The organism is Acinetobacter gandensis (genome assembly GCF_001678755.1).
Lineage (GTDB): Bacteria > Pseudomonadota > Gammaproteobacteria > Pseudomonadales > Moraxellaceae > Acinetobacter > Acinetobacter gandensis.
The window spans coordinates 22,778-46,226 of sequence record NZ_LZDS01000001.1 but is presented as its reverse complement, the minus strand read 5'-3'; the positions used below and the strand labels follow the sequence as shown (position 1 = coordinate 46,226).

The window sequence follows — 23,449 nt, the reverse complement described above, 5'->3', positions numbered from 1 at the left end:
CTGTACGCTGGATTCGCTAATTTGCTGTTTCATAGTCAGTTTAGTAAAAAAATGTGTCATTGCTATGGATTGGCAATAAAAACCACGCATAAATTTATAAAAACAATTGTGGATTTTATGGTCTTGGTCTTTATAATCATGGCTTTTAGAACTTATCCTTGCAGGGATCTAATACGATGACTGACTTAGTTCAGCAGTTGGCAAAAGAAATTGCCGTACGTCCAAATCAAATTGAAGCTGCCATCAAGCTTATTGATGAGGGTGCCAGTGTTCCATTTATCGCTCGTTACCGTAAAGAAGTGACGCAAGGCTTGGACGATACTCAATTACGTCAGCTTGATACACGTCTTGCCTACCTGCGTGATTTATTCGATCGTCGTGAGAAAGTGATTGAGTCTCTAAAAGAACAAAACAAGTTATCTGATGACTTACTTGCACGAGTAAATGCAGCAGAAACTAAAAATGCATTAGAAGAAATTTACGCACCGTATCGTCCAAAACGTACCAGTAAATCATTTAAAGCAAAAGAAGCAGGTTTAGGCCCAATCGCTGAAAAAATCTTTAATGAAGCGATCGATCCTACGGAAGCTTTGGCAGGCTTTAGCCATGAAGATTATGCAGATGTTGAAAGTCAACTTGATGCGATTCAACACATTTTAATTGATGAATGGGCGCAAAATATTCCATTGACTACTGAACTCAAAGCAACATTTGCAAAAACAGCAATGTTAAAAAGTTTAGTGGCAAGTGATGAGAAAAAAGAAGTTGGTAAAAAATTCCGTGATTACTTCGATTTTTCTGAAAGCTTAAATAAAGTGCCGTCACATCGTTTATTGGCGATGCTACGTGGCCGTCAAGAAAATGTCTTAGGCTTAAAAGTCGATGGTGAAGATGATGCACCATTGGCACGTATTGAAACTGAATACAATGTTGAAACTGCACAGCCTCAAGCACGCGCAGATTTCTTAAAACAAACAGCAAAACTGTTCTGGTTGGGCAAAGTACGTCCTGCTATTGAGCATTCATTATTGACTGAAAAACGTTTGGCTGCCGAAGCTGAAGCGATGGATGTATTTGCTGAAAACCTACGTCATTTATTACTTTCTGCACCAGCAGGCGCGCGTACCACTCTGGGTGTTGACCCTGGTATCCGTACGGGTGTGAAATTGGCCGTTGTGAATGCATCAGGTGATGTACTTGCACACAGCACTATTTACCCGTTTGCCCCGAAAGAAGATAAAGCTGGTTCAGTTGCTGAACTTGCGCGCCTTTGCCGCGAATTCAATGTTGAATTAATTGCGATTGGTAATGGTACTGCAAGCCGTGAAACTGAAGCGGTTGTGGCTGAAATGATGGCTGCGAATACGGATTTGAATTTGATTCGTGTGTCTGTCTCTGAAGCGGGTGCATCTGTTTATTCAGCATCTGAATTGGCATCTCAAGAATTGCCAGAGCTAGATGTATCTATTCGCGGTGCAGTGTCGATTGCTCGTCGTTTACAAGATCCATTGGCGGAGCTTGTTAAAATTGATCCGAAATCGATTGGTGTAGGTCAATACCAACATGACGTGAACCAAACAGGTTTAGCAAAAACACTAGAAGCAGTAGTTGAAGACTGCGTGAACTCAGTTGGTGTAGATGTGAACACAGCATCATCTGCAATCTTGGGTTATATCGCGGGTTTGAATAAATCAATTGCACAGCAAATTGTGGATTTCCGTAAAGAAAATGGTCGTTTTGACAACCGCCAAAGTTTGAAAAAAGTTCCTCGTTTAGGCGAGCGGACCTTTGAACAAGCAGCAGGCTTCTTGCGTATTCAAGATGGTTCTGAGCCACTTGATGCTTCTGCTGTTCACCCTGAATCTTATGGTTTAGTAGAAAAAATTGTGGCAGCGAAAGCAACCACAGTCAAAGATATTATTGGTAATACTGAAATTATTCGCCAAGTAAACGCCGAAGAATTTGTGAATGACCAATTTGGTCTACCGACAATTCAAGACGTTTTATCTGAACTTGAAAAACCAGGCCGTGACCCACGTCCAGAGTTCCGCACGGCTAAATTCCGTGAAGACATTACTGAAGTTGGTCAATTGACGGAAGGTTTACAGCTTGAAGGTGTGGTTACTAATGTAACCAACTTCGGTGCATTTGTTGATGTAGGTGTTCACCAAGACGGTTTAGTTCATATTTCAGAGCTTGCAAATGAATTTGTGGCAGATCCACATAAAGTGGTGAAACCAGGTCAAATTGTACAAGTTCGAGTGTTAAACGTTGATGTTGAACGTAACCGTGTGAACTTGTCGATGCGTGCTGAAGGCGCTGTTGCGGCAAAACCACAACGTCAACCACGTCGTGATAATGCACAGCAAGAGCAACGCGGTGAGCGTAAGCCACATGCGAAACGTCCACAGCAGTCTCGTCCTCAAGGCGACCGCCCACAAGGCAAGAAACATCAAGCGGCTAAACCACAAGAAAACAAAATTGGTGGTTTGGGTGCATTGTTATTACAAGCAGGGATTAAAGGTTCGAAGTAATCTTTAAGTTCTAAAAAAACCTCCCTAATGGGAGGTTTTTTTATGTAAGATGAAATTTATTAAATGCATAATAAATTTGAATATTCATATGTTGAGAAGTTATTTTCAGAGCTCAGTAGAACAGTTTTTAGAAAAGAATGAGCATGAAATTTTGGGGGCTTTGGCACAGCATCATGCGTTTGCTTTAGAAGATTTGCAAAAGAATGCATGGTTAAAACAGATTGAGGTTTTAAAGCAGCAGTTTGGCTCGCTTGAACAAGGAGAGATATTTTTTGAGTTCTCAATTCCTCGGATGGGAAAGCGCGTAGATAACATTCTTTTAATACGTGATCTAATTTTTGTCATTGAATTTAAAGTGGGCGAAAAAGCTTATCCTCAATATGCTAAGACTCAGACAATTGATTACTGCTTAGATTTGCTGAACTTCCATGAAGGCAGCCATTTGCACAAAGTAATACCGCTTTTAGTATCAACTCAGGCTGAAAGTTGCGAACAATCTTGGTTAGCTGTATCTAGGTTAGAGGATACCTTATGTTGCAATGCACAAAATTTATATGCCGTGATTAAAGAGGCTCTAGATAAATTTTCAAGTTCAAGAAAGTTAAATCCTTTTGAGTGGGCGCAATCACGTTATAAACCGACACCAACAATTATTGAAGCTGCTCAAGCACTTTATCAGGGACATACAGTAGATGAAATTTCAAGAAGTGATGCGGGAACTAAAAACTTAGCGATTACTTCAAAAAAGATTGAACATATTATTGAAGATGCAAAGACAAATAATCAGAAAACAATTTGCTTTTTAACAGGAGTCCCTGGAGCTGGGAAAACATTGGCCGGTTTAAATATTGCTAATCAACGTTTAAAAGTTGATGAGGAAGAACACTCTGTTTTTTTATCTGGAAATGGACCATTAGTGGATGTGCTCAGGGAAGCATTAATTCGTAATACGGTTGAACATGCGAAATTAAGCACAGAAAAAAAGACACGTTCTGATGCGGAACGCGAAACTAAAGCCTTTATTCAAAACATACATCATTTTCGAGACCATTATTTGAAGTCAGATGAGGTTCCTATTGAAAAAGTTGTGATTTTTGATGAAGCACAAAGGGCTTGGCAAAAGGAACAAGTGTCTAATTTTATGAAGCAAAAAAAGGGTATCGATAATTTTTCAATGTCTGAGCCAGAATTTTTAATCAGTGTAATGGATCGGCATACAGATTGGTGTGTGATCGTTTGCTTAATTGGTGGTGGGCAGGAAATTAATACAGGGGAAGCTGGAGTTTCTGAGTGGTTGGCTGCATTAAAACGTTTGTATCCAGATTGGCAGCTCTATTTTTCCGATAAAATCGTAAAAGAAAAAGTGTATTTAACAAATCCAGATCACCAAAAATGGATTAAAGAGAATGGCATAAATGAGGCAGATTTACATCTTAACGTTTCTGTTCGCTCATTTCGCAGTGAGCAAGTTTCACAGTTGATTCAACATGTTTTAGAAGGTGAGGCCGAAGCTGCTAAAGCAATTTATCAAACCATGTTTCAGCATTATCCAATAATGCTATGTCGGAACTTGAGTGTTGCTAAAAAATGGATAAGGGATAAGGCCAAAGGTTCTGAGCGTTTTGGTCTAATAGCGAGTTCTGGTGGCCGGCGTTTAAAAGCTGAAGGGATTGATGTAAAAAATAAAATTACACCTGCAGATTGGTTTTTGAATCCAGTGAATGATGTACGCTCCGCATACTATTTAGAGGATGTTGCAACGGAGTTTGATGTACAAGGCTTAGAAATTGATTACAGCTGTGTTGCTTGGGATATTAATTTGTATTTTGATCGAGCCTGGAAATATCAAGCGTTTAAAGGGAGTCGATGGCAAAATATAAAACAGGTCGAGAAACAAAAATATTTGCTTAATGCTTATCGTGTTTTATTGACCAGAGCCAGACAAGGTATGGTGATTTACTTACCTAAAGCTGATCAGAACGATTGGACTCGACCACAAGTTTTATACGACAGTACTTATCAATATTTAAAACAATGTGGGTTTGATGAGATTTAATTCAAATTGTTAAAAACCTCCCTAATGGGAGGTTTTTTTATATAAGTGCCATAGCGATGATATATGAGTCTAATCTTAAGATTAGCAATAAAGTATAAAAATCACACAATAAGTCTATAAATATTACCTTTTTAAAAATTGGATTGTCCGACAATATTGTTCTCGCCATAACGCGGTTACAAAGCTTTAGGCCATTATTTTTTAAATCTAATTTTTCACATTTATTATAAACGGTTAACTATGACTTCCAAAATATTCATTCAGAGGTTTCATTTAAAAGATTTTTTATCAGGTGCTGTCGTATTTCTAGTGGCTTTACCATTGTGCTTAGGTATTGCGCTTGCTTCAGGTGCTCCCATTATCTCAGGAATAATAGCCGGGATTGTTGGAGGCATTCTTGTGGGTTTCCTGAGTGGTTCACATATTAGCGTCGCAGGTCCAGCGGCAGGCTTAACAGCAGTGATTTTAGTTCAATTGGAACTCCTTGGCGGCAATTATGCTGCCTTTTTATTATCTGTCATGCTGGCTGGACTCATTCAAATTGTCTTTGGTTTATTTAAGCTTGGTTTCTTTGCCAATTTTATTCCTAATAATGTGATTTTAGGTTTATTAGCAGCCATCGGTTTAATCTTAATTTTTAGTCAAATTCCATATTTGCTAGGTTTAAGTAATTTCTCTTGGAATGCACTTGTGCAGCAGAACAATCTAAATCTGCAATGGGATAAAGGCGCTGCGTTGATTGGTGTGGTGAGCCTTGGACTTATGCTGCTATGGGATCAAACACCATTAAAAAAATGGATCTTACCTTCAGCATTACTTGCCGTGGTATGTGCTGTTATCATCAATGCATTGTGGGTGATAATGAGATCTACATGGGCAATTGATAGCGCTAATTTAATACAGTTACCCAACCTTTGGGATAACCCGCAGAGTGCACTCATCTTGCCTGATTGGACGGCATTGAATAATCCACTGATTTATACCGGAGCTATTACTTTAGCAGTTGTGGCTTCCTTGGAAACTTTATTAAATCTAGAGGCAGCAGATAAACTTGATCCACAAAAACGTTCTTCGCCGCCAAATCGAGAATTGTGGGCACAAGGCATAGGAAATATGGTCTCAGGAGCAATAGGTGGTATGCCCTTAACCTCAGTGATTGTACGTAGTTCAGTCAATGCAAGTGCGGGGGCGAAAACTAAATGTTCTGCAATAATTCATGGTGTATTGCTATTGGTAGCAGTGCTGTGTCTGGTTCCGATCATGAATATGATTCCACTATCTGCACTTGCTGCGATATTGATTTTGACTGGATTTAAACTGACACATCCAAAGTTGTATAAGCAGCTATATAGTAAGGGTATAAAACAATTTTTACCTTTTATTATTACCTTAGGTGCAATTTTAGCGACTGATTTATTGACGGGTATTTTGATCGGTCTATGTTGTAGCGCGGCTTTCATTTTGTATGGCAATTTTAATAAAGGCTTGAAAGTCTATAAAGAGCATCATCTACATGGTTTTATTACACGTATTGAATTACCTTCGCAGGTCAGCTTTTTAAATCGTTCTGCTTTAATTTCAGCGTTAGAGCATATTCATCGAGGTGAAAAACTCGTTATTGATGCGACGCATGTAAATGATATGGATGCAGATATTTTCCATTTAATACAAGAATATCAGCAGGAAACTGCGTTACGACGGAAAATTGACGTCAGATTGATTGGTTTCAAAGCACATTATGCTGATGCTCAAGAGTCAGTTCTTGATATTGATATTAGTACGGCTGCATTACAAAAGCGTTTAAGTCCGCAAGATGTGATTGCGTTATTAAAAGCTGGTAATGAGCGTTTTGTACAAAATGAGCGGTTGCAGCGCGATATCTATCGCCAAATTCGTGTAACTGCTGAAGATGGTCAGCATCCGATTGCAGCCGTTCTGGGGTGTATGGATTCACGCGCTCCGACGGAAATGATTTTTGATGTGGGGATTGGTGATTTATTTAGTTTAAGAATTGCTGGAAATGTCGCAGGGCAGAAAGTACTAGGCTCGCTAGAATTTGCGTGTGAAGCGAAAGGAGCGAAAGTCATAATGGTATTAGGGCATACAGACTGTGGTGCTGTTACAAGTGCCTGCCAACTGCATTTAGCTGGTCAATCGATTCAGAGTTTGACGAAAATGCCACATATACAGTATGTCTTAGGGCCTTTGAATGAGTCCGTTTCACGTGCCGCAGAGTTAATACAGCCACGGCAACTTAGTCCGGCATTTTTAGAGCAAGTCACGCAAATGAACGTGCACTACAATATTCGTTATATCTTAGAAAATAGCTCAGTATTAGGTCAGATGGTTGAAGATGGCAAAGTAGCAATAGTTGGTGCGGTTTACGACGTAAAAACTGGTCGAGTTAATTTTTTAGGTGAAAATTAGCCACGATAAAAAAAGGATCATCAGCATGAAGCGATGATCCTTTTATTGAATCATTGAGACCTACCGAATCATCGGAACAATCCAACTGGTAATAATCAGTAAAATACCGAAATGCCCCATCTTACGGGTAACATAAACCAATTTAGAAGGGGTTTGCTCTAGTTGTTTCGCATAATCTTCAATACTAATGCCTTGTTTCGCATTAGAAGTGAAGAGAAACACCGCTAAATCAATACAGATTAAAATTGTACCTACATCGGCAACGACTTCCATTAAATCGTATTGACCACTGATGAGAGCTGTAGAAACTTGATAGCCAAGGAAGAGTGCAAAAGCGACGCAGGCATACTGCAAAACAATTAAAAATATCCGCATAAATCTTAACTAACATACTGACCTAAATAATCTAACGGTATTATAACGCCCATTTGTACAGAATACTGTAACGCTTAAAGTGCTTGCATAAACGCAGGGAAATTCTGCTTTTCAACCATTTCTAAAAATTCATCGCCCATACGCTGACTTTCAGCAACACATTGATTCCACATCTGAATACGTTGCTGGTTGTCTAAACCTTTGAGGGTAAAGTCTTTACGGTTAGGTAAACGACCTAACGGTAAGCTTGCAAGATATTCCTGTGATGGCGAGAGTAAAAGGGTACGTGCTTGATTGTCAGGATTAGCCTGACGTTTAAATAATTTATCAAACCAGCCCGGTGTAATGCTGTCAGTAAAATGTGGATACAATACTATGCCTTGGCTTTGGAAGGGTAAATCTATGTGGTAATCAATTAAGCCACCATCTCTATAACTGCCTTGTGGAGCATCTGGAATGTCACGAATTGCGGCCATGACACCTGGAATGGATGCTGAAGCCATCAGCCAAGGCGTGACACTGTCTGGTGTAAGCGAGTGATAGTGTGTAGTAAAGCCATCATCATCAATTTTAAATTGTGGACCTGATTGTGGTTGGCTAATTACACGTTGCATAAAGTGACGACTGTGCTTACGGGCTACGGCAGTCGTACCGACAATCCCTGCAACCGAGGCCAGTAAAGGCAAAGCTTTATCACTTTGGAAGATATGTTGAGCTTTGACAGAAATGACGGTGAGATGATAGTCAGGATGATTGACCAACTCGCCTTCTTTGCCTTGAATGAGATCAATCAACATACCACGGCAAATATCACTCACTTTTTGACGACTCATTTTTTTATGAAAGTGTAGGTGGGTATAGAGCTCAGACAAGCGCTTTGTGCCTTCAGTTGCGCCCCATGCCGCAATACTGGCAAAACGCCAACTGCCAATAGATGAACCAATTAAAGTACGTTTCTGTGCTGCACGTGGTAAAAAGTCAGCAAATATCGCCTGATCTAAGCCTTGAATGCCAATACCTTTTGGGCCACCCGCCGCACCAGGAATAATATCAACTTGTGATGCTTGTAAGCCTTCTTGTTCTATCAACTGACGTGCTAAGTGGCCAGCACGGATATTCAGCGAAGGTGGTCTTTTATGCAAAATTTGGGTCATGGCAGCAAACTAAAAATACAGTCGTACAGTTATTTTAGTCGCTTTTAAAATTGGCCCAATGGCTGAAACTTACCACTCATGACTTATCAGTCATGTAGATGTGTTTAATAGCGCTGTTGTAATAAAAGTTCGTTATGTCGATGGAGTTGAAACAGGCTCAAGCAGACAATCACCCAAGTAGCCATCGGAAATACTGCCCACATAAATAGATTAAGGATAAAAAAGACTGTGCCTGCACATAACCAATAATTTAACCCCGACATGAGTTTGTGCTGTGGCAAAAAAACAAGGAATAAGCAGGGAAGCAGGTTAAAGAGAATGATCCACCAAAAAGCTGAACTGTGCTGCATTCGATACATGGTGGTATTGAGTGCAGGTTGCCATGCAATCAAGGACAGATACATATTCAAATGGACGAATACATCAAGCAGGGTCGAAAAACTATATAGCAATGCAGTGGCGCACGCTCTGAGTGGATTTCGACCATACAGCACCCCTAAATAACTGTATGCCATAGTTAACCTGCGATCTTGATTCTAAAGTTTCTAATTTTTTTAAAGTTAATAAGTATTTAAACGTTTTGAAGTGATTTTAGAGTCCTGGTATTGCACCTTGATTTATCAAGGCGCAAAACAGATTGAAGCAAATTTATGTCTATATTCAAATCACTATTTTAAGTGATTTTCCGAGACATTTTAGAATATTTTATTTAAATACACGCCACACAGCTAATATGCTTGAAAGTACAATTAAAACAATCGAAACATACCACGGCGAGATAATGGCAATCGATAGGAAAATTGCCATGATGCTGCCAAATACCCAACTACGCTTTTGCTGATGTTCCACTTGTAGACGCATGCTTTGTAGTTCATTGAGTTGTTTTGCATGCCATGCCGACTGATTTTTCAAGCCATTGAGGCTATCAATCATCAAGGTTGGTAAATCTTGTGCACCGAGTAACAGGTCAGGAATTTTTTGTCCGAGTTCTTTAAGATTTTTCTGCGGATTCATTTGGGCTTTAATCCAATCCGTCAAGATTGGTTTAGCCAAACTCCAAATGTCTAATTCAGGGTAAAGGTCTGTGCCCAAGCCTTCTACATGTACCAAAGTTTTGAGCAACAACATCAATTGTGGTGGAATTTCCAGATGGAAACGACGGGCAATATCCATCACTTGAATCAGGATGCCGGCAAAGTCCAGTTCGTGCATTGGTTTAGAAACCATTGGCCCGACGGTGCGGCGCATTTCACGCGCCAAAGCATCTTGATCTGTACCCGGTGGAATCCAACCCGCTTGATGCACAATTTGAATCAGCTGCATAAAGTCGCTGTTCATCACTGCAAGCAACATGCGTGCAACGGTCATTTGGTCGTGCTTCGACAGCTCGCCCATAATCGCGCAGTCCAATGCAATAAAGCGTGGATTACTTGGATTAATAGTTTCAACAAACACGTTACCCGGATGCATATCCGCATGGAAGAAGTTATCGCGGAACACTTGGGTAAAGAAGATGGTCAGCCCTTTTTCCGCCAAATCTTTACGATCCATGCCCAAACGGTCAAAAGTCGCAATATCTGAAATTGGCACACCGGTAATGCGTTCTTCAACCATCACATCACGGCTGTCCATATAGACTTCAGGCACATACATCATGCTTGAACCCGTGAAGTAATGACGCATACGGCGGGTATTGTCTGCTTCTAAAGTCAAATCCAATTCATTCAAAATAATTTGACGATAGTCCTGAATAATTTCAGATAAATGTAATGCGCGTGCTGCTTCTAAACGTTTCTCTAGGAACTGGCCCAGCCATTCTAAAATTTCAAAATCTTGCAGAATTTGGTTGCGAATATTCGGACGGGTCACTTTGACCACAACTTCACGACCATCATGCAGCGCTGCGGTATGCACTTGAGCAATCGATGCAGCAGCAAGCGGTTGTTCGTCAAAGCGGGCAAACAAGGTATTTACATCGGCCTTGAGTGATTCTTGAATACGCATTTTTGCGACATCATTACCAAATGGTTTGACTTGATCTTGTAATAAAACAAGCTGTTTTAAAACTTCGGGTGGAATCAAATCACGACGGGTCGATAAAAGCTGTCCGAGCTTAATCGCAAGCGGGCCCATTTCTTCCATCGCTTCTTTGAGTTTGAGCGGATTTTTACGCTCACGGCTCGACCATGCCGCAGGGTGCATGCGAATGATGGACAGAATATGACGGGCTTTTTCAGGTAATTCTTCCGCAGGAAACAACGTGTCGAGTCTATAGTGCGCGGCAATGCGCCAAAGGTCGAGTAAACGTGAAACGTGCGGAATCATATATGTAATTACCTAGTCTTAAATGTTGTCTTGTAAGGAATCAATTTGATTTTGCAGTTGCTGAATTTTAGCTTCTGCACGGTCTAAATTTTGATTCAAAATACGGGTGTCTTGATTCAGGTCGTCCATCTGCCAGCGTGGGGCAAGCAAGCCTGAATCTTCTTTTAATGCGTCTTCAGCAAAGAACAAATGGCTTTGTAAAGTACGTTTAAGATGTTTCGGTGCAAGTTGCAGCTTGCCAATTTCATGAGCAAGGCTCGGGCCAATCCATGGACTTAAATGTGCAGCCAAATCCGGTTCAGCTTGCTGCATGATGCGCTGAATATCTTGCAATAAGTGATAATCACCTTGCAGTGGAATATTGCCAACATCTTCAGCTAACAGCAGTTTTAACAATTCAATCACGGTTTTGACATGCAGCGTCGCTGTGGCTTCTGTAATTTGCTTTTGCTGTTCAAACGGACGCTGTTCGAAGATGGATGCGGCTTCAGTATGGCCTGTTGGTGTAGGTTCTAAGCGAACTTTTTCTTGGTCAAAGAATACATCCACTGATAGCTGTGGTGAGTCGATTACCACACGCAGCATTTTGCCTTGCAATTCATTGAGTTGGATGCGGGTGATCGCATCCAAATCAATTACATGATGAATTAATCGTTCAACTGCACCGAGTGCTAGAATCGACCACATAGTTCAGCCTGCGGTATTAAAGTTTGAAACCACGGTGTACCGCAACGATACCACCTGTTAAGTTGTGGTAGTCGCAGTTTTGGAAACCGGCATTTTCCATCATGCCTTTCAGGGTGCGTTGGTCTGGATGCATACGAATAGATTCTGCAAGGTATTTATAGCTTTCTGAATCGTTTGCAATCAGCTTGCCCATAATTGGTAGCGCAGTGAATGAGTACATGTCATAGAGTTTTGAGAATGGCTCAAACACAGGTTTTGAGAACTCTAAAATCAATAAGCGACCACCTGGCTTAAGCACGCGGTACATGGCTGCAAGCGCAGCATCTTTGTCTGTCACGTTGCGTAGGCCAAATGAAATAGTCAATAGGTCAAAGCTGTTGTCTGCAAATGGTTCTAGCGTTTCAGCATTGGCCAAAACGAAATCAACATTGGTACAGCCAGCATCAATTAGACGATCACGACCAACATTCAACATTGATTCATTAATATCTGACAGTACGACATGACCTGTTGGGCCGACTTCACGACTGAAGACTTTAGCCAAGTCACCAGTACCACCTGCGATATCAAGCACGTGTTGACCACGACGAACACCCGACATATTAATGGCAAAACGTTTCCAAAGACGGTGAATGCCAAATGACATTAAGTCATTCATGATGTCGTATTTGCTTGCAACAGAGTGGAAAACTTCAGCTACTTTTTGTGCTTTATCTTCACTGTTTACGGTTTGATAGCCGAAGTGCGTTGTTGCACCGACGTTGCCGGTATTAGCACCACGTGGCAAATTGTATTTAGGTACTGAACCAGTCACAGGCGTATCGGTCAGGCGTTGTTCTAAAGATTGTTGCTGACCTTGTGCTGTCCCTTGTGGTAATGGCTCAGTTAAGAATGGACTCGCTTTGTCTGTATTTTGTGCCGACTCAGGTGTAGGGGCGGGCGTTTGATTCTCGTTAGACATTAGAGTCACTCCTAACATATAAATAGGGTTAATGTTGCTTTGCAAGCATGATGACAGATTCTCTGTGCTTATACAGCAGTCATATTGCATTTGTTATGAATAATATACAGAAAAAATAAGGATCTGCTGTAATTGCTTTGCAAATCCCCTATAAAAAATCTGAATTCTACTGCTGCACTTTGCGTCTTAGCATAACCCATGCTGCGCCAAAGTGCAGGCATTTTGCCTTATGCCGCAGGGCGAAACGGGTTTGGATCACCAGCATGCACACGCTGAACAATTTGACGTTCTACCGCGGTAAATTCACGGACAAATTTTTCTGCGGACTTCAGTGGTTTCATGGCAAGGAAGCCGTCTTGCATAAAGTCATACATGATTTCAAAGTTGTATTTGCTGGCTGCACCTTTACACATTTTGAACGCTGTATAAACCATAAATGAACGCATATATTTATCGAGGTTACGACCTAAATCATCAAGCAATTGTAATTGTAATAAACGGTCTTTTCCTTGATCTAACTTTAAATAGGTAAGGCGCATCATCTCATCTGTTAAGGGGGGATTTGATGGATAATCTTCTAACAGTTGCATTGCCACTTGCTCATCTAATTGCACCGCTAAAATGGCCAATTGCACACCAGATGTGCCAGTTTTAATGGCGTTATCAGGAATGAGTTTTTCTGCTTTGTGTGCATAGCGGGTCAGACGTGCAATCTGTTGTGCTAACGCATCGAAGTCGGGGCCGCCATATAAACGATTAATAAAATATTCCGACATTAACACATTGTGCTTTTCTGCAAATTGTTTGGCATGGGTGTGTTGCATACGCTGCTTTTGCCACTGCTGCACATCTTGTAAACGCGCTAAAATTTCTGGCTTTTTGTGATAATTCAATTGGTAATACAATTCAAGTAAATCATCCAGTACCGCAAGTTTGGACATTCGGTGTCTCAATTATTTTTTCAGATGAATGAATCTTAGTAGGTGTTTCGGCTTCCTGCTATGGCAAACTGATCAAAGAGCGATACAAACTGGGTCAGTTTGTTGCAGAAATAGCCAGTTTAGGCGTACTTAATTTGACATGAAATGCATTGTTGCAAATTTAAAGGCGTGGTTATACTGAAATCAGAACGAAAATAAACAGGTTAATCATGCGCGAAGAAGAAACAGAATTTCAATTAATGGATGAAGAACAACTCTCTGTTGATTTAATTGAAGCCCAGTATCAATTGAAAAATACCAGTCGTCAGCCGAATGCGAAAAGTGTACTGATTTTAGTGAGTGGAATTGAGTTGGCGGGTAAAGGTGAAGCTGTTAAACAACTACGTGAATGGGTTGATCCACGTTACCTGCGGGTAAAAGCCGATGCACCAGTTATGTTTAATCAGAAACAAACCTTTTGGCAGTCCTACGCACGTTTTATTCCTGCAGAAGGGCAGATTATGGTGCTGTTTGGCAATTGGTACAGTGATTTGCTCAGTACCGCCATGCATGTTTCTAAGCCCTTGGATGAAACGCTATTTGATGACTATGTTGAAAATATGCGAGCGTATGAACAAGACCTGAAAAATAACAATGTCGATGTGATTAAGATTTGGTTTGATCTGTCTTGGAAATCGTTGCAGAAGCGTTTGGATGATATGGACCCAAGCGAAGCGCGTTGGCATAAATTGCATAGCTTAGACTGGCGTAATAAAAAACAGTATGACAATTTACAGCGCTTACGTCAGCGATTTACGAACGATTGGATAATCATTGATTGCGAAGATGAGCAGGTGCGTGATCAGCAATTTGCGCAGCATATTTTAACGACGTTGAAGCATTGTCCAGTGCATCCGAACAAAGCAGTCGGGCGTTGGAAACAAGCGAAAATTCCTGAAGCATTATTACAACCCAGTACGGAAGTTGCTGATGCGGCAGCCTATAAGCAGGAACTGAAAAAGCTCAGTCGTAAAGTTGCTGAAGCGTTACGCTTTGATAGCCGCAATGTGGTGATTGCATTTGAGGGCATGGATGCAGCCGGCAAAGGTGGGGCAATTAAGCGCATTGTGAAAAAACTCGACCCTCGTGAATATGAAATTCACACTATCGCCGCACCTGAAAAGTATGAGTTGCGTCGACCATATTTATGGCGTTTTTGGAATAAAATTTTGCCAGAAGAAAAGATCACTATTTTTGACCGCAGTTGGTATGGTCGCGTTTTGGTTGAGCGAATTGAAGGCTTTGCTAACGATGTGGAATGGCAACGCGCTTATGATGAAATTAATCGTTTTGAAAAGGACTTATTTGACAGTCAAACGGTGGTCATAAAGTTTTGGTTGGCCATTAGTAAAGATGAACAGGCGCTGCGTTTTAAAGCACGTGAGGAAGCAGCACATAAGCGTTTTAAAATTACTCCAGATGATTGGCGTAACCGCGAGCGGTGGGATGATTATTTGAAAGCCGCGGCTGATATGTTTGAGCGAACCAATACTGCATATGCGCCATGGCATATTGTTTCGACCAATGATAAACACAGTGCTCGTTTAGAAATTTTGCAAACCATTTTAAAGCAATTAAAAGCGGATTAAGTTGAAGCGTGTACACTTAATATAAACCCCGCACATGGCGGGGTTTATATTGTTAAATCGATCTATCCGTCTTAGCCATTTTGTGGGGTGGGTGTCGGTTGATTTGGAAATTTTTGTTGAATGCGTTTAGCCAGTTGGTAGCTTTCTTCAACATGGGTTTCAGCGACTTTTTTCATCACAATATAGCCCAAAGTGGCTGCTATGGCCTGGCCGCCGAGTGGAATAAATTTCGTCACTTGTTTGGTGATGTACTTCGCTGCAATATTGTTGAGTGATTTCTTCATGGCAGTTCGTGCAACCACGAGACCAGAGAACTCGACACCACGTTTACGTAGCTCACTCCAGTGAATTTGTTTGGTTTTGGGGTCATAGACACTGATTTGTTCAGGTGCTAAACCAAAGCGATTGTTAATTTCTGGAATTAACTGTGACAAGATGCCAACGTCAATCACCACATCTAAAAATGGCACAGGAATAATCGCAGCGCCTGCAGAAAAGTAAGCACGTTTTTTGACGAGTTCAAGGCATTCGGCACGAATAATTTCCAGATTTAGGGTGGGATCAATTGATTCTGGAATGTTGTCTATTTTCATAAGCAGATACCCTTAAAGCAATATTGGTTTTTTTCTCATAAAGTATCATTAAGATACTTGTTTAAAAGCATTTTTTGCAATCTATTGTCTTGTCAAAGTCGCATAGACAGTCGAAGATGTATAGTAAATAATCATTGTTATTTTGTAGTAGTTGGTCACGTAGGCGGTATAGGTAAAACATGGCAATACACGTAATTCAAAGTCAGCGCATCGAAGTATTGGTGGATTGTCTGATCGATCAGCTCAAAACCCAGCAATCAACCAATGCGCTGTCTGTCTTACAAGAGCGCCATATTGTTGTCCCCGATCAAGCTATTGCCACGTGGCTAGAACAGCAGATTTCAGAAAAAATCAGCATCAGTGCCAATATCAAGCATCACCGCAAAATTTTAGGCTTACAGTGGAAAGCCTATGAGTGGGCGCTACCGACCAAACAAGATCGTGAGCGGATTAAGGGGATTAACACGCCGCCTTTAATTATGCAGTGGCGTATTTATCATGGCTTAGCGCAATTCATTCAATCGGATAGCCTGGACACCGCAAATACACCTGCCGATTTACAGGTGTTGTTGCAACGTGTGTATGACAATAGCGCCAATTTATCCGATCTGAATAAACGAAAAAGTAAACGTCAGGAAATGCTGTATTGGATTGCAGCGCAAGTCACACGATTATTTACAAACTATGCAACCTATCGTGGCAGTTGTATTCATACCCCAGATGAAGGTGTAGAAACATGGGTGTGTCCACATTGTGATACCGATTGGCTCAGTGCGTGGACAAAAAATAAGCCACTCGATGTATTGCAATTAACTGGATTTAAGCCTGATCAAGCAGCGGAATATTTACCGACTCAAGCGGCACAGTTAGAGCAATGGCAACGCTGGCTTTGGCATGCATTGTTCCAAAAAGACTTTAATGATCGCTTTGAGATTGATAACAAATTTTGGCAGGCGCTACACCAAGCTAAATACCATCATCAGCAGCAATTGGAGTTCTCTTTAGGGGATGGTTCTGTCGATGAAGATGATGAACGTCACCAAACCTATAATGGCTTACCTGCACAAATTTTTGTTTTTACCACCTTGGAATTACCGCCTGCACAGTTGAAATTTCTGTATCGACTTGGTGAGTTCACAGAAGTTCACTTACTTTATTTCAACCCATCGCGTGAATATTGGGCAGATATGGTCGATCCGGTGTGGAAAGACCGCTATAACTTGAAATTACAGCAGCGTTATATTGAGCGAAACCCTAAGGTGACGACGGAACAAATCCAAGCCTATTTAAATACCACCAATGCAGAGCTACGTGAGTCACAACATTCGCTGTTAACCCGTTTAGGTAAGCGTGCGCGTGATAATTTTTCCTTATTGGTGAATATGTCAGGTGGTGAAGGTTGGGAAGATGTTTTTCCTGAAGATGAACCCAATACATTACTGGGGCAGATTCAGCATGACATTATGACTTTGCAAGAGCCAGAAAAACATGGCTATGCTTTAGCGCAAGAAGATCAATCCATTCAATTCCATGTTTGTCATTCTAGTTTGCGTCAACTGGAAGTGTTGCGAGACCAATTGGTACGATGGTTGGCAGCAGGAACACCTGAAGCACCTCGTCATCCGAGCGATGTTTTGATTTTGGTGCCGAATTTAAAAGAGCTGGAACCGCATATTCGTACGGTGTTTTCAACGACCCGTGGTATTGCACGCACGGCTCAAGATTTGCCATATATTCCAGTGAAAATTGCTGGGGTGATTAGCCAAGATGTAAATAATGCGTGGCAAGCTTTTGTTGGGCGTATTGAAATTAGCCAAGGGCGATTTAGCGCTGAAGACTTTCACGATTGGCTGAATTTAAATGCGGTACAGCATTATTATCAACTCGATCATGTACAAATGGAACGCATGATGGAATTGTTGATCAATGCTGGTTTCCGTCGTGGCTTAGACGAACAGCATATGCAGGCGTATTTGGCTGAAAATGATCAGGACTATCGCTACACCTTTAAATTTGCCTTAGATCGTTTGGTTTTGGGAGTGGCGATTCCGCAGCATATGGTTTTTGCTGGCACCTTGAGTTTTGCAGGCGTTTTAAGTGCCGACTTTGAATTGGTGCAGACACTTATCCAAATTTATCAAGATATTGCAGAACGTCGAGAGTGGTTAAATCCACAGGCAACAACATTGCCATGTCATTCAGTGCAACAGTGGCTTGAACATTTAGATGCAGATTTGAAGCCTTTTGCTGAAACAGGTGGCCGTGCTTTTGAGGATATTCGTAAAGTATTACGCGCAGTGATACAGCGACTACATAATGCGCAAAGTGAAAAAGTGGGTTCATTGCCAGAGAGTTTTGATTTGCCTTTGATGCTGATTTTAAAAGAAATACAGCAAAGTTTAGAGGCTTCGGCTGAGCAGGCTGAACCGACCGGATCAGTTACTTTTGCCGATATTGGTAAAGTGCGCCAAGTACCGTATGACTTGGTGGTCTTGATGAATATGGATAGTGGCAAGTTTCCACGCCGTGATCAGCAAGTGCCTTTTGATTTGATGGAATTGCTTAAACCGGTATTGGGTGATCGTTCACGCTTAGAAGACGATAAGGGTGCATTTCTAGACGCCTTATTATTTGCACGGCAGTCACTCTGGCTGTTCTATAACGGCTTCGATGTCAATGATGGTGAAAGCCGTGAGCCGTCTTCGGTTTTATATGAATTTAGCCAATTTTTAGCCAAGATGATCTGTCCTCAAACATTAGATCAGCCGCATGAAGCTATGCTGGATTTAGAGGGCTTACGGATACCTCAGCAGCTTGAAGCGCTCTATCACGTTCATCCCTTACAACCGTTTGATCCGAAAGGTTTTCAGCCAAGTAAAAGTTTACGTTTTCAAGACCAATGGTTTGCGGTGGCGGAGCAAATTCAGCACAGCGCTGGCCCACGTCAGCCTTGGATTAACCGTGATTATCCAGTCGTGGAAGATACTGAAATACGAGTGTTGGATGGGCAGGAGTGGATTAAAGATGTAGTATTTCCTGCACGTTTGTACCTGAAAACACTTGGGGTGGCCAGTGTTTACACGGGTGATCAATTGCCGCAGCAAGAGCCTCTATTGCTCGATAAATTGCAGCAATATCATGTGCGTGAACTACTACAAAAACATTATGTTCAGCCCAATGCAGTACTTCATACCACAACACAAACAGATGATGAAACAGACGGCAGAATTGAGCCAAATATTGCGTTGTTCCAAGATGTGCTGCCTGTCGGACATACCCGCACAGGTACATGGAAAATTAGCTTAGCAGAGCAAGCGCAATTAGTGCAGCGTTTGGATGGTCGTCAGATCACTGCGACCACACAGCAAAACTTAAATATTGAGGACAATTTACTCTTAAGTATTCAAGTACCTGAAGATCAGCATGCAACACTTTGGTTGAGTTGCATGGCCTCGAGTGCCAAGCCGAAGCGCCAAACCCAAACGTGGTTGGAATATTTACTTTGGCTAAGTTATTTGGACTTAGGTGAAGATGGGGCGCAATACGTCCGTGAGGTGATTTGTAATGATAAAACCATCATCTGTCATGGCTTGAGTTCTGCACAAGCCAAACAGCAATTAGCAAGTTGGTTTGGTTTGTGGCGACATGCACAAAAACGGCCTGTGATACTGCCTGCGGCACTGATTCGTCAAGAAAAGACCCACTGGGTAGAAAATGAAAATGGACAGGTTATTCCAGACAATCTGCAAAAACTACAAGATAAATGGCTGAATAATCATAGTTTTGGTATTGAGCTAGAATCTGATGAAGCCAATTGTCACCATCGCGATTGGCGCTTTATTTTACAGCAGCAGGCAGCGGATGAATTATTTCAATTGTCCAGCACATACTATGCTGAACGCCTATATCAGGTCATGGATGGTGAACAGGATGGAGTGAAAAAACTAGAGCTGATTAAGCCTGAGGGTAAAAAATGAATATGCCGCAGCACAATATCAACGTTTCGATCAACCCGATTGCGGATATGCATTTCACTGGTCTGCATTGGATTGAAGCCTCAGCTGGGACTGGTAAAACCTATACCTTATCAAGCTTAATGGTGCGTATTTTTCTCGATCGATATCTGCCAAATCAGGTGATTGCGACGACATTTACCCGTAAAGCTACAGCTGAATTAAAGGCACGTGTTCGTTTACGCATAGAAGAAACCCGTGATTTTATTTATGGGCTACTGGCCACTTCTGCGTCTGAATTACAAACCTTACAGCAAACGATTAGCGATCCATTGTATCAGCAGGTATTAAAAGATCATGGGCATCATTTAGACTATGCATATCATCGTTTAAATGTAGTACTACAACAGTATGAAGAGCTGTTTGTCGGTACGCTCGATAGTTTTAGCCAAAAGTTATTACGTGAGTTTGCTTTTGAAAGTGGTCGTATTGAACAGGTACAAATTAGTGATGATGAAGACCTGCATATTGAGCGTTTAATCCACGATTTATTGCGTGATTGGATACAGCAGCAGCCTGTACACTTAATTGAGTATTTGATGCTGAATAATCAGCTCAAAGGGCCAGACTATTATTTGAGTGTGGTGAAGGAAAGCTTAAATTTCCCTTCAGTTGATTTGCGCGTACCTGAATTACCTGAAAATACGCTGCTACATTTTGAAAATATCTGTCAACAATTGGTGCAATTGTTGCCAAAAGCCAAAGAGGAGTTAGCAGGCTGTTTTGATGCTAATAGCGAATATAAAAATTATGTCGAAGCGAAACGATTTACTAAAGGCTCTTTTTTCACGCTATTTAATACGGAATTACCAACCTTCTTGCAACATTTTGAACAGCAGGGAAGCCAAGCTGTCCTTGCAGAAACGACTTCCTTGCAATCGATTGTAAAAGGTGTTCGTAAGTTGTTTTTTGATCCTACCAAAAAATTTTGGAAGGATCGTGCTTTTAAAGACAAAGTCGTTGAGGAACAACCGAATGTGCAAACCACGTTTTATCAACATGTGTTTGTACAGCAACTTCGTGCCTTTATTGAAGCGTTTGATCATCTCAATCAAGTGGAACAATATCTGAATTTCTATTTGGCGCAGGAAGTGAAAAAGCGTCTACCACAAGTTCTTCAGCAAGCAGGTGAAACCACATTTTCTCAGCAAATCCGGACTTTGTCGGATGCATTGCAACAGACTTCAGCAGCAGGGAAAGATAGCTTTGCTGCACATGTCTTGGCTCGTTATCCTCTGATTTTAGTGGATGAGTTCCAAGATACCAACCAAGATCAAGATGACATGCTGTCGAGTATTTGGCGGGAAAAAACGCGCTTACAGCAAGGTTGTATGATTATGGTTGGAGATCCCAAGCAGGCGATTTATGGCTTCCGTGGTGGTGACATGTTGACTTATCGCAAAGCACGACATGACATACAAACCAAGGGTGGATGTTGTTATACCTTAAATAAAAACCATCGCTCAGTGAAAAACTTGGTGGAAGTGGTTGATGCCTTGTTTCATCGGCAGATGGACTTTGGTGAACAGGTCGAATACACCCCAATCCAAGCCGGTGAACGTGAACATCCCCCCTTAATTGATCATCAACAAGTCAATCCACAGCCCCTACGTTGGTTACAGCTTGAAGAAGACTCGAATGAAGCAGATCAAGTGGCTTGGCAAATACAAGCCTTACTTAATCAGGCACAGCAGGGACACTTATATTTTCAGGAAAAATCTGGTGCTCGGGCGCTGCAAGCGGACGATATTGCAGTATTGGGACAAAACCATTTTGAATTAGAACAGGTGCAAAAGGCGCTGCAACATTTAGGCGTTCCTTGCTACAAAGCCTCTCGTGAAAGCGTTTATAAGAGTGCAATAGCGCAAGATGTTGCCGCATTGCTGACAGCCATCTTAAACCCTTACCAAGAATCCAAAGTGAAACGTGCCTTACTGAGTCGCTTATTGGGCTATGATTTAAAAGCACTGGTTGAATTAGAACAGCAACCTGACGGTTTAACCCGAATAATTGAGCAGCTTGAACAGATCCGCCTGATTTGGAATGAGCAAGGTTTTCGTAGCGCATGGAATAGCTGCATGACTCTATTTCAAGTGTGGACACGGTTGGTAGCCGGTCAAAGTCGTGACAATGAACGTACTGTAGTGAATCTGCGGCATCTGACCGAATTATTGAGTCAGCAAAGTGAGCATTACACCGGTGCGCATAAGCTGTATCAGTGGTTTATTCGGCAGATTAATTTAGGCATTAATAATGAAAGTACCCAAGAGCGCAAACTGACGGGAAATTTAGGTGTGCAGCTCATGACTATTCATGCCTCAAAGGGCTTGGAATTTGGTTGTGTATTTCTGTTAGGCGCCAATGCAGGTTTAAGTGAAAAAAGCAGTCTGAATTTTTCTTTAAAGGAAAATCAGAAGAAAAGCCTTGGGCTTGAACGCGTGATTGCGGTCAAAACCTCTGATTTACCTGAAGATGACCGACAGCAGCATGAAGCACGAAATGAAGCAGAACATCATCGCCTCTGGTATGTGGCGCTTACCCGTGCCAGTTATCGGGTTTATGCGGTGCTTAGACATTTAGCAGATGAGAAAAAGCAACAAGCGGCCGAGCGTTCAGGGCTAACTTTTTGGCGTGGGTTAACCGCGACATCCTTCAATCATCATGAAAGTTGTGAGGCTGAAGTGCTCAAAGCTGCATTGGATCAACTGGTTCTGCTGAAAGAAGAAACCATAGCACTACAGGCAGATGTGATACCTGTAGGAAATTTTTACCCTCGAGAGAAAACCAGCTTTACTGCGTTAACGCGAACTGAACATAAAGTTTATGCGCAGCGAGATCAACTTGCAGCTGTAATCACCGAGACAGATGAGAGTGCGGCAGATGAAGTGGAACAGGCTGAAATGCAAATCGCAACGCATTCTGAACCCATTTCATGGATTAAGAAAAACTTTCCAAAAGGCACAAAGCCGGGAAGCTTTTTGCATAAACTCATGGAAAAAGTCAAATTCAGTACCCCTGACGATCGTTTGGCACAATCCATTACGACCCGTTTTAAAAGTGATGTGGAATTTGATTCGCCCCACATGCTACAAAAACTGATTAAGCAATTGGGGCCAACAGGGAATGATGAGCAAGACATTGAAAATGTAGTGAATCTAATGCACGAATGGTATTCACAAATCATTCACACACCGCTGCATGGCGGCTTTAGTTTGAGCCAATTGCAAGATGGTGAATACCGTTCAGAAATGGATTTCCACATGAGTTTGGCGGATCGAGCACTTGGAATCCGCAAAATTCGTACATTGTTTGAAAGCTTAAAAGAAGCGGATTTGAACATTCAAGACTTGAATGATGTGTTTACTGCACGCTATCTAACTGGTTCAATTGACTTGGTTTATTTTGATGGTCAGCGTTATCACATTGCCGATTATAAGAGTAATTATTTAGGCGAATCTACTGCGCAGTATGACAGTCAGCATATACGTGAAAGCATGAGCCATTCTAGTTATTGGCTACAGGCTGCATTGTACTTGGTGGCTCTACATCGCTATTTAAAAGTGGTGATGAAAGATTACAATATGCGACAGCATTTGGGTGGAGCGAGCTATTTATACCTGCGTGGTATGGATGGTCAAAGCAATGCAGGAGTGCATTATTGGAAACCAGACGATGCATTCATTGAAAAATTAGATGAAATTTTAAGTGCAAAAGCTGAGGTTCAGGCGTGAATAAATCCCTTGGCCAGCAAAATA

Annotated in this window: 14 protein-coding genes; 6 read left to right on the top strand and 8 right to left on the bottom strand. The window is 41.6% G+C overall.

Features of this window, described 5'->3' with window-relative positions; all coding sequences use genetic code 11:
• The first annotated feature begins 176 nt into the window (after positions 1–176).
• From A9J31_RS00180 to A9J31_RS00170, 3 genes are all read left to right on the top strand, one after another.
• On the top strand, positions 177–2,534 hold the full coding sequence (locus A9J31_RS00180) for a Tex family protein (protein ID WP_067761293.1): 2,358 nt from the start codon (positions 177–179) through the stop codon (positions 2,532–2,534).
• Positions 2,535–2,622: 88 nt separating this feature from the next.
• Positions 2,623–4,590, top strand: a complete 1,968-nt coding sequence (locus A9J31_RS00175) for a DUF2075 domain-containing protein (RefSeq protein WP_067761290.1) — start codon at positions 2,623–2,625, stop codon at positions 4,588–4,590.
• 240 nt (positions 4,591–4,830) lie between these two features.
• Positions 4,831–7,017, top strand: coding sequence for a SulP family inorganic anion transporter (locus A9J31_RS00170; protein ID WP_067761287.1), 2,187 nt, complete (start codon positions 4,831–4,833; stop codon positions 7,015–7,017).
• A 60-nt stretch (positions 7,018–7,077) separates the two neighbouring features.
• Here the strand turns inward: A9J31_RS00170 and A9J31_RS00165 are convergent, their stop codons facing one another.
• From A9J31_RS00165 to A9J31_RS00135, 7 genes are all read right to left on the bottom strand, one after another.
• The gene (locus tag A9J31_RS00165) at positions 7,078–7,392 is read right to left on the bottom strand and encodes a hypothetical protein (RefSeq protein ID WP_067761284.1); all 315 of its coding nucleotides are present in this window, start codon (positions 7,390–7,392) and stop codon (positions 7,078–7,080) included.
• A gap of 74 nt (positions 7,393–7,466) precedes the next feature.
• Positions 7,467–8,546, bottom strand: coding sequence for a patatin-like phospholipase domain-containing protein (locus tag A9J31_RS00160; protein ID WP_067761281.1), 1,080 nt, complete (start codon positions 8,544–8,546; stop codon positions 7,467–7,469).
• Positions 8,547–8,650: 104 nt separating this feature from the next.
• A complete protein-coding gene (locus tag A9J31_RS00155; RefSeq protein ID WP_150923055.1) occupies positions 8,651–9,061 on the bottom strand; it encodes a hypothetical protein in 411 nt (136 codons plus the stop codon).
• 190 nt (positions 9,062–9,251) lie between these two features.
• Entirely contained in the window at positions 9,252–10,871 is a 1,620-nt protein-coding gene (locus tag A9J31_RS00150) for an ABC1 kinase family protein (protein ID WP_067761272.1), read from the bottom strand.
• Positions 10,872–10,889: 18 nt separating this feature from the next.
• A complete protein-coding gene (locus A9J31_RS00145; protein WP_067761269.1) occupies positions 10,890–11,558 on the bottom strand; it encodes a ubiquinone biosynthesis accessory factor UbiJ in 669 nt (222 codons plus the stop codon).
• A gap of 16 nt (positions 11,559–11,574) precedes the next feature.
• Positions 11,575–12,519, bottom strand: a complete 945-nt coding sequence (gene ubiE / locus A9J31_RS00140) for a bifunctional demethylmenaquinone methyltransferase/2-methoxy-6-polyprenyl-1,4-benzoquinol methylase UbiE (RefSeq protein WP_067761266.1) — start codon at positions 12,517–12,519, stop codon at positions 11,575–11,577.
• Positions 12,520–12,746: 227 nt separating this feature from the next.
• The gene (locus A9J31_RS00135; protein ID WP_067761263.1) at positions 12,747–13,460 is read right to left on the bottom strand and encodes a DUF8198 family protein; all 714 of its coding nucleotides are present in this window, start codon (positions 13,458–13,460) and stop codon (positions 12,747–12,749) included.
• A 209-nt stretch (positions 13,461–13,669) separates the two neighbouring features.
• On the opposite strand from A9J31_RS00135, the gene pap reads away from it, so the two are divergent.
• Entirely contained in the window at positions 13,670–15,088 is a 1,419-nt protein-coding gene (pap, locus tag A9J31_RS00130) for a polyphosphate:AMP phosphotransferase (RefSeq protein WP_067761260.1), read from the top strand.
• Between the two features lie 71 nt (positions 15,089–15,159).
• On the opposite strand, the gene A9J31_RS00125 is transcribed toward pap, so the two are convergent.
• Positions 15,160–15,681 carry a hypothetical protein gene (locus A9J31_RS00125; RefSeq protein WP_067761257.1) on the bottom strand — a complete coding sequence of 174 codons (522 nt, stop codon included), beginning with the start codon at positions 15,679–15,681 and terminating at the stop codon, positions 15,160–15,162.
• 179 nt (positions 15,682–15,860) lie between these two features.
• On the opposite strand from A9J31_RS00125, the gene A9J31_RS00120 reads away from it, so the two are divergent.
• Both A9J31_RS00120 and A9J31_RS00115 read left to right on the top strand, forming a co-directional pair.
• Positions 15,861–19,658 carry an exodeoxyribonuclease V subunit gamma gene (locus A9J31_RS00120; protein ID WP_067761254.1) on the top strand — a complete coding sequence of 1,266 codons (3,798 nt, stop codon included), beginning with the start codon at positions 15,861–15,863 and terminating at the stop codon, positions 19,656–19,658.
• Positions 19,655–23,425 (top strand): UvrD-helicase domain-containing protein, encoded by a 3,771-nt coding sequence (locus tag A9J31_RS00115; protein WP_067761251.1) that lies wholly within the window; start codon positions 19,655–19,657, stop codon positions 23,423–23,425. Before A9J31_RS00120 ends, A9J31_RS00115 begins: the two co-directional genes overlap by 4 nt.
• The last annotated feature ends 24 nt before the right edge of the window (positions 23,426–23,449 follow it).

Bases quoted from the DNA above. Each gene is read 5' to 3' on its own strand.
- A9J31_RS00180 (WP_067761293.1), top strand. From the start codon at position 177: ATGACTGACTTAGTTCAGCAGTTGGCAAAAGAAATTGCCGTACGTCCA.
- A9J31_RS00175 (WP_067761290.1), top strand. From the start codon at position 2,623: ATGTTGAGAAGTTATTTTCAGAGCTCAGTAGAACAGTTTTTAGAAAAG.
- A9J31_RS00170 (WP_067761287.1), top strand. From the start codon at position 4,831: ATGACTTCCAAAATATTCATTCAGAGGTTTCATTTAAAAGATTTTTTA.
- A9J31_RS00165 (WP_067761284.1), bottom strand. From the start codon at position 7,392: ATGCGGATATTTTTAATTGTTTTGCAGTATGCCTGCGTCGCTTTTGCA.
- A9J31_RS00160 (WP_067761281.1), bottom strand. From the start codon at position 8,546: ATGACCCAAATTTTGCATAAAAGACCACCTTCGCTGAATATCCGTGCT.
- A9J31_RS00155 (WP_150923055.1), bottom strand. From the start codon at position 9,061: ATGGCATACAGTTATTTAGGGGTGCTGTATGGTCGAAATCCACTCAGA.
- A9J31_RS00150 (WP_067761272.1), bottom strand. From the start codon at position 10,871: ATGATTCCGCACGTTTCACGTTTACTCGACCTTTGGCGCATTGCCGCG.
- A9J31_RS00145 (WP_067761269.1), bottom strand. From the start codon at position 11,558: ATGTGGTCGATTCTAGCACTCGGTGCAGTTGAACGATTAATTCATCAT.
- ubiE (WP_067761266.1), bottom strand. From the start codon at position 12,519: ATGTCTAACGAGAATCAAACGCCCGCCCCTACACCTGAGTCGGCACAA.
- A9J31_RS00135 (WP_067761263.1), bottom strand. From the start codon at position 13,460: ATGTCCAAACTTGCGGTACTGGATGATTTACTTGAATTGTATTACCAA.
- pap (WP_067761260.1), top strand. From the start codon at position 13,670: ATGCGCGAAGAAGAAACAGAATTTCAATTAATGGATGAAGAACAACTC.
- A9J31_RS00125 (WP_067761257.1), bottom strand. From the start codon at position 15,681: ATGAAAATAGACAACATTCCAGAATCAATTGATCCCACCCTAAATCTG.
- A9J31_RS00120 (WP_067761254.1), top strand. From the start codon at position 15,861: ATGGCAATACACGTAATTCAAAGTCAGCGCATCGAAGTATTGGTGGAT.
- A9J31_RS00115 (WP_067761251.1), top strand. From the start codon at position 19,655: ATGAATATGCCGCAGCACAATATCAACGTTTCGATCAACCCGATTGCG.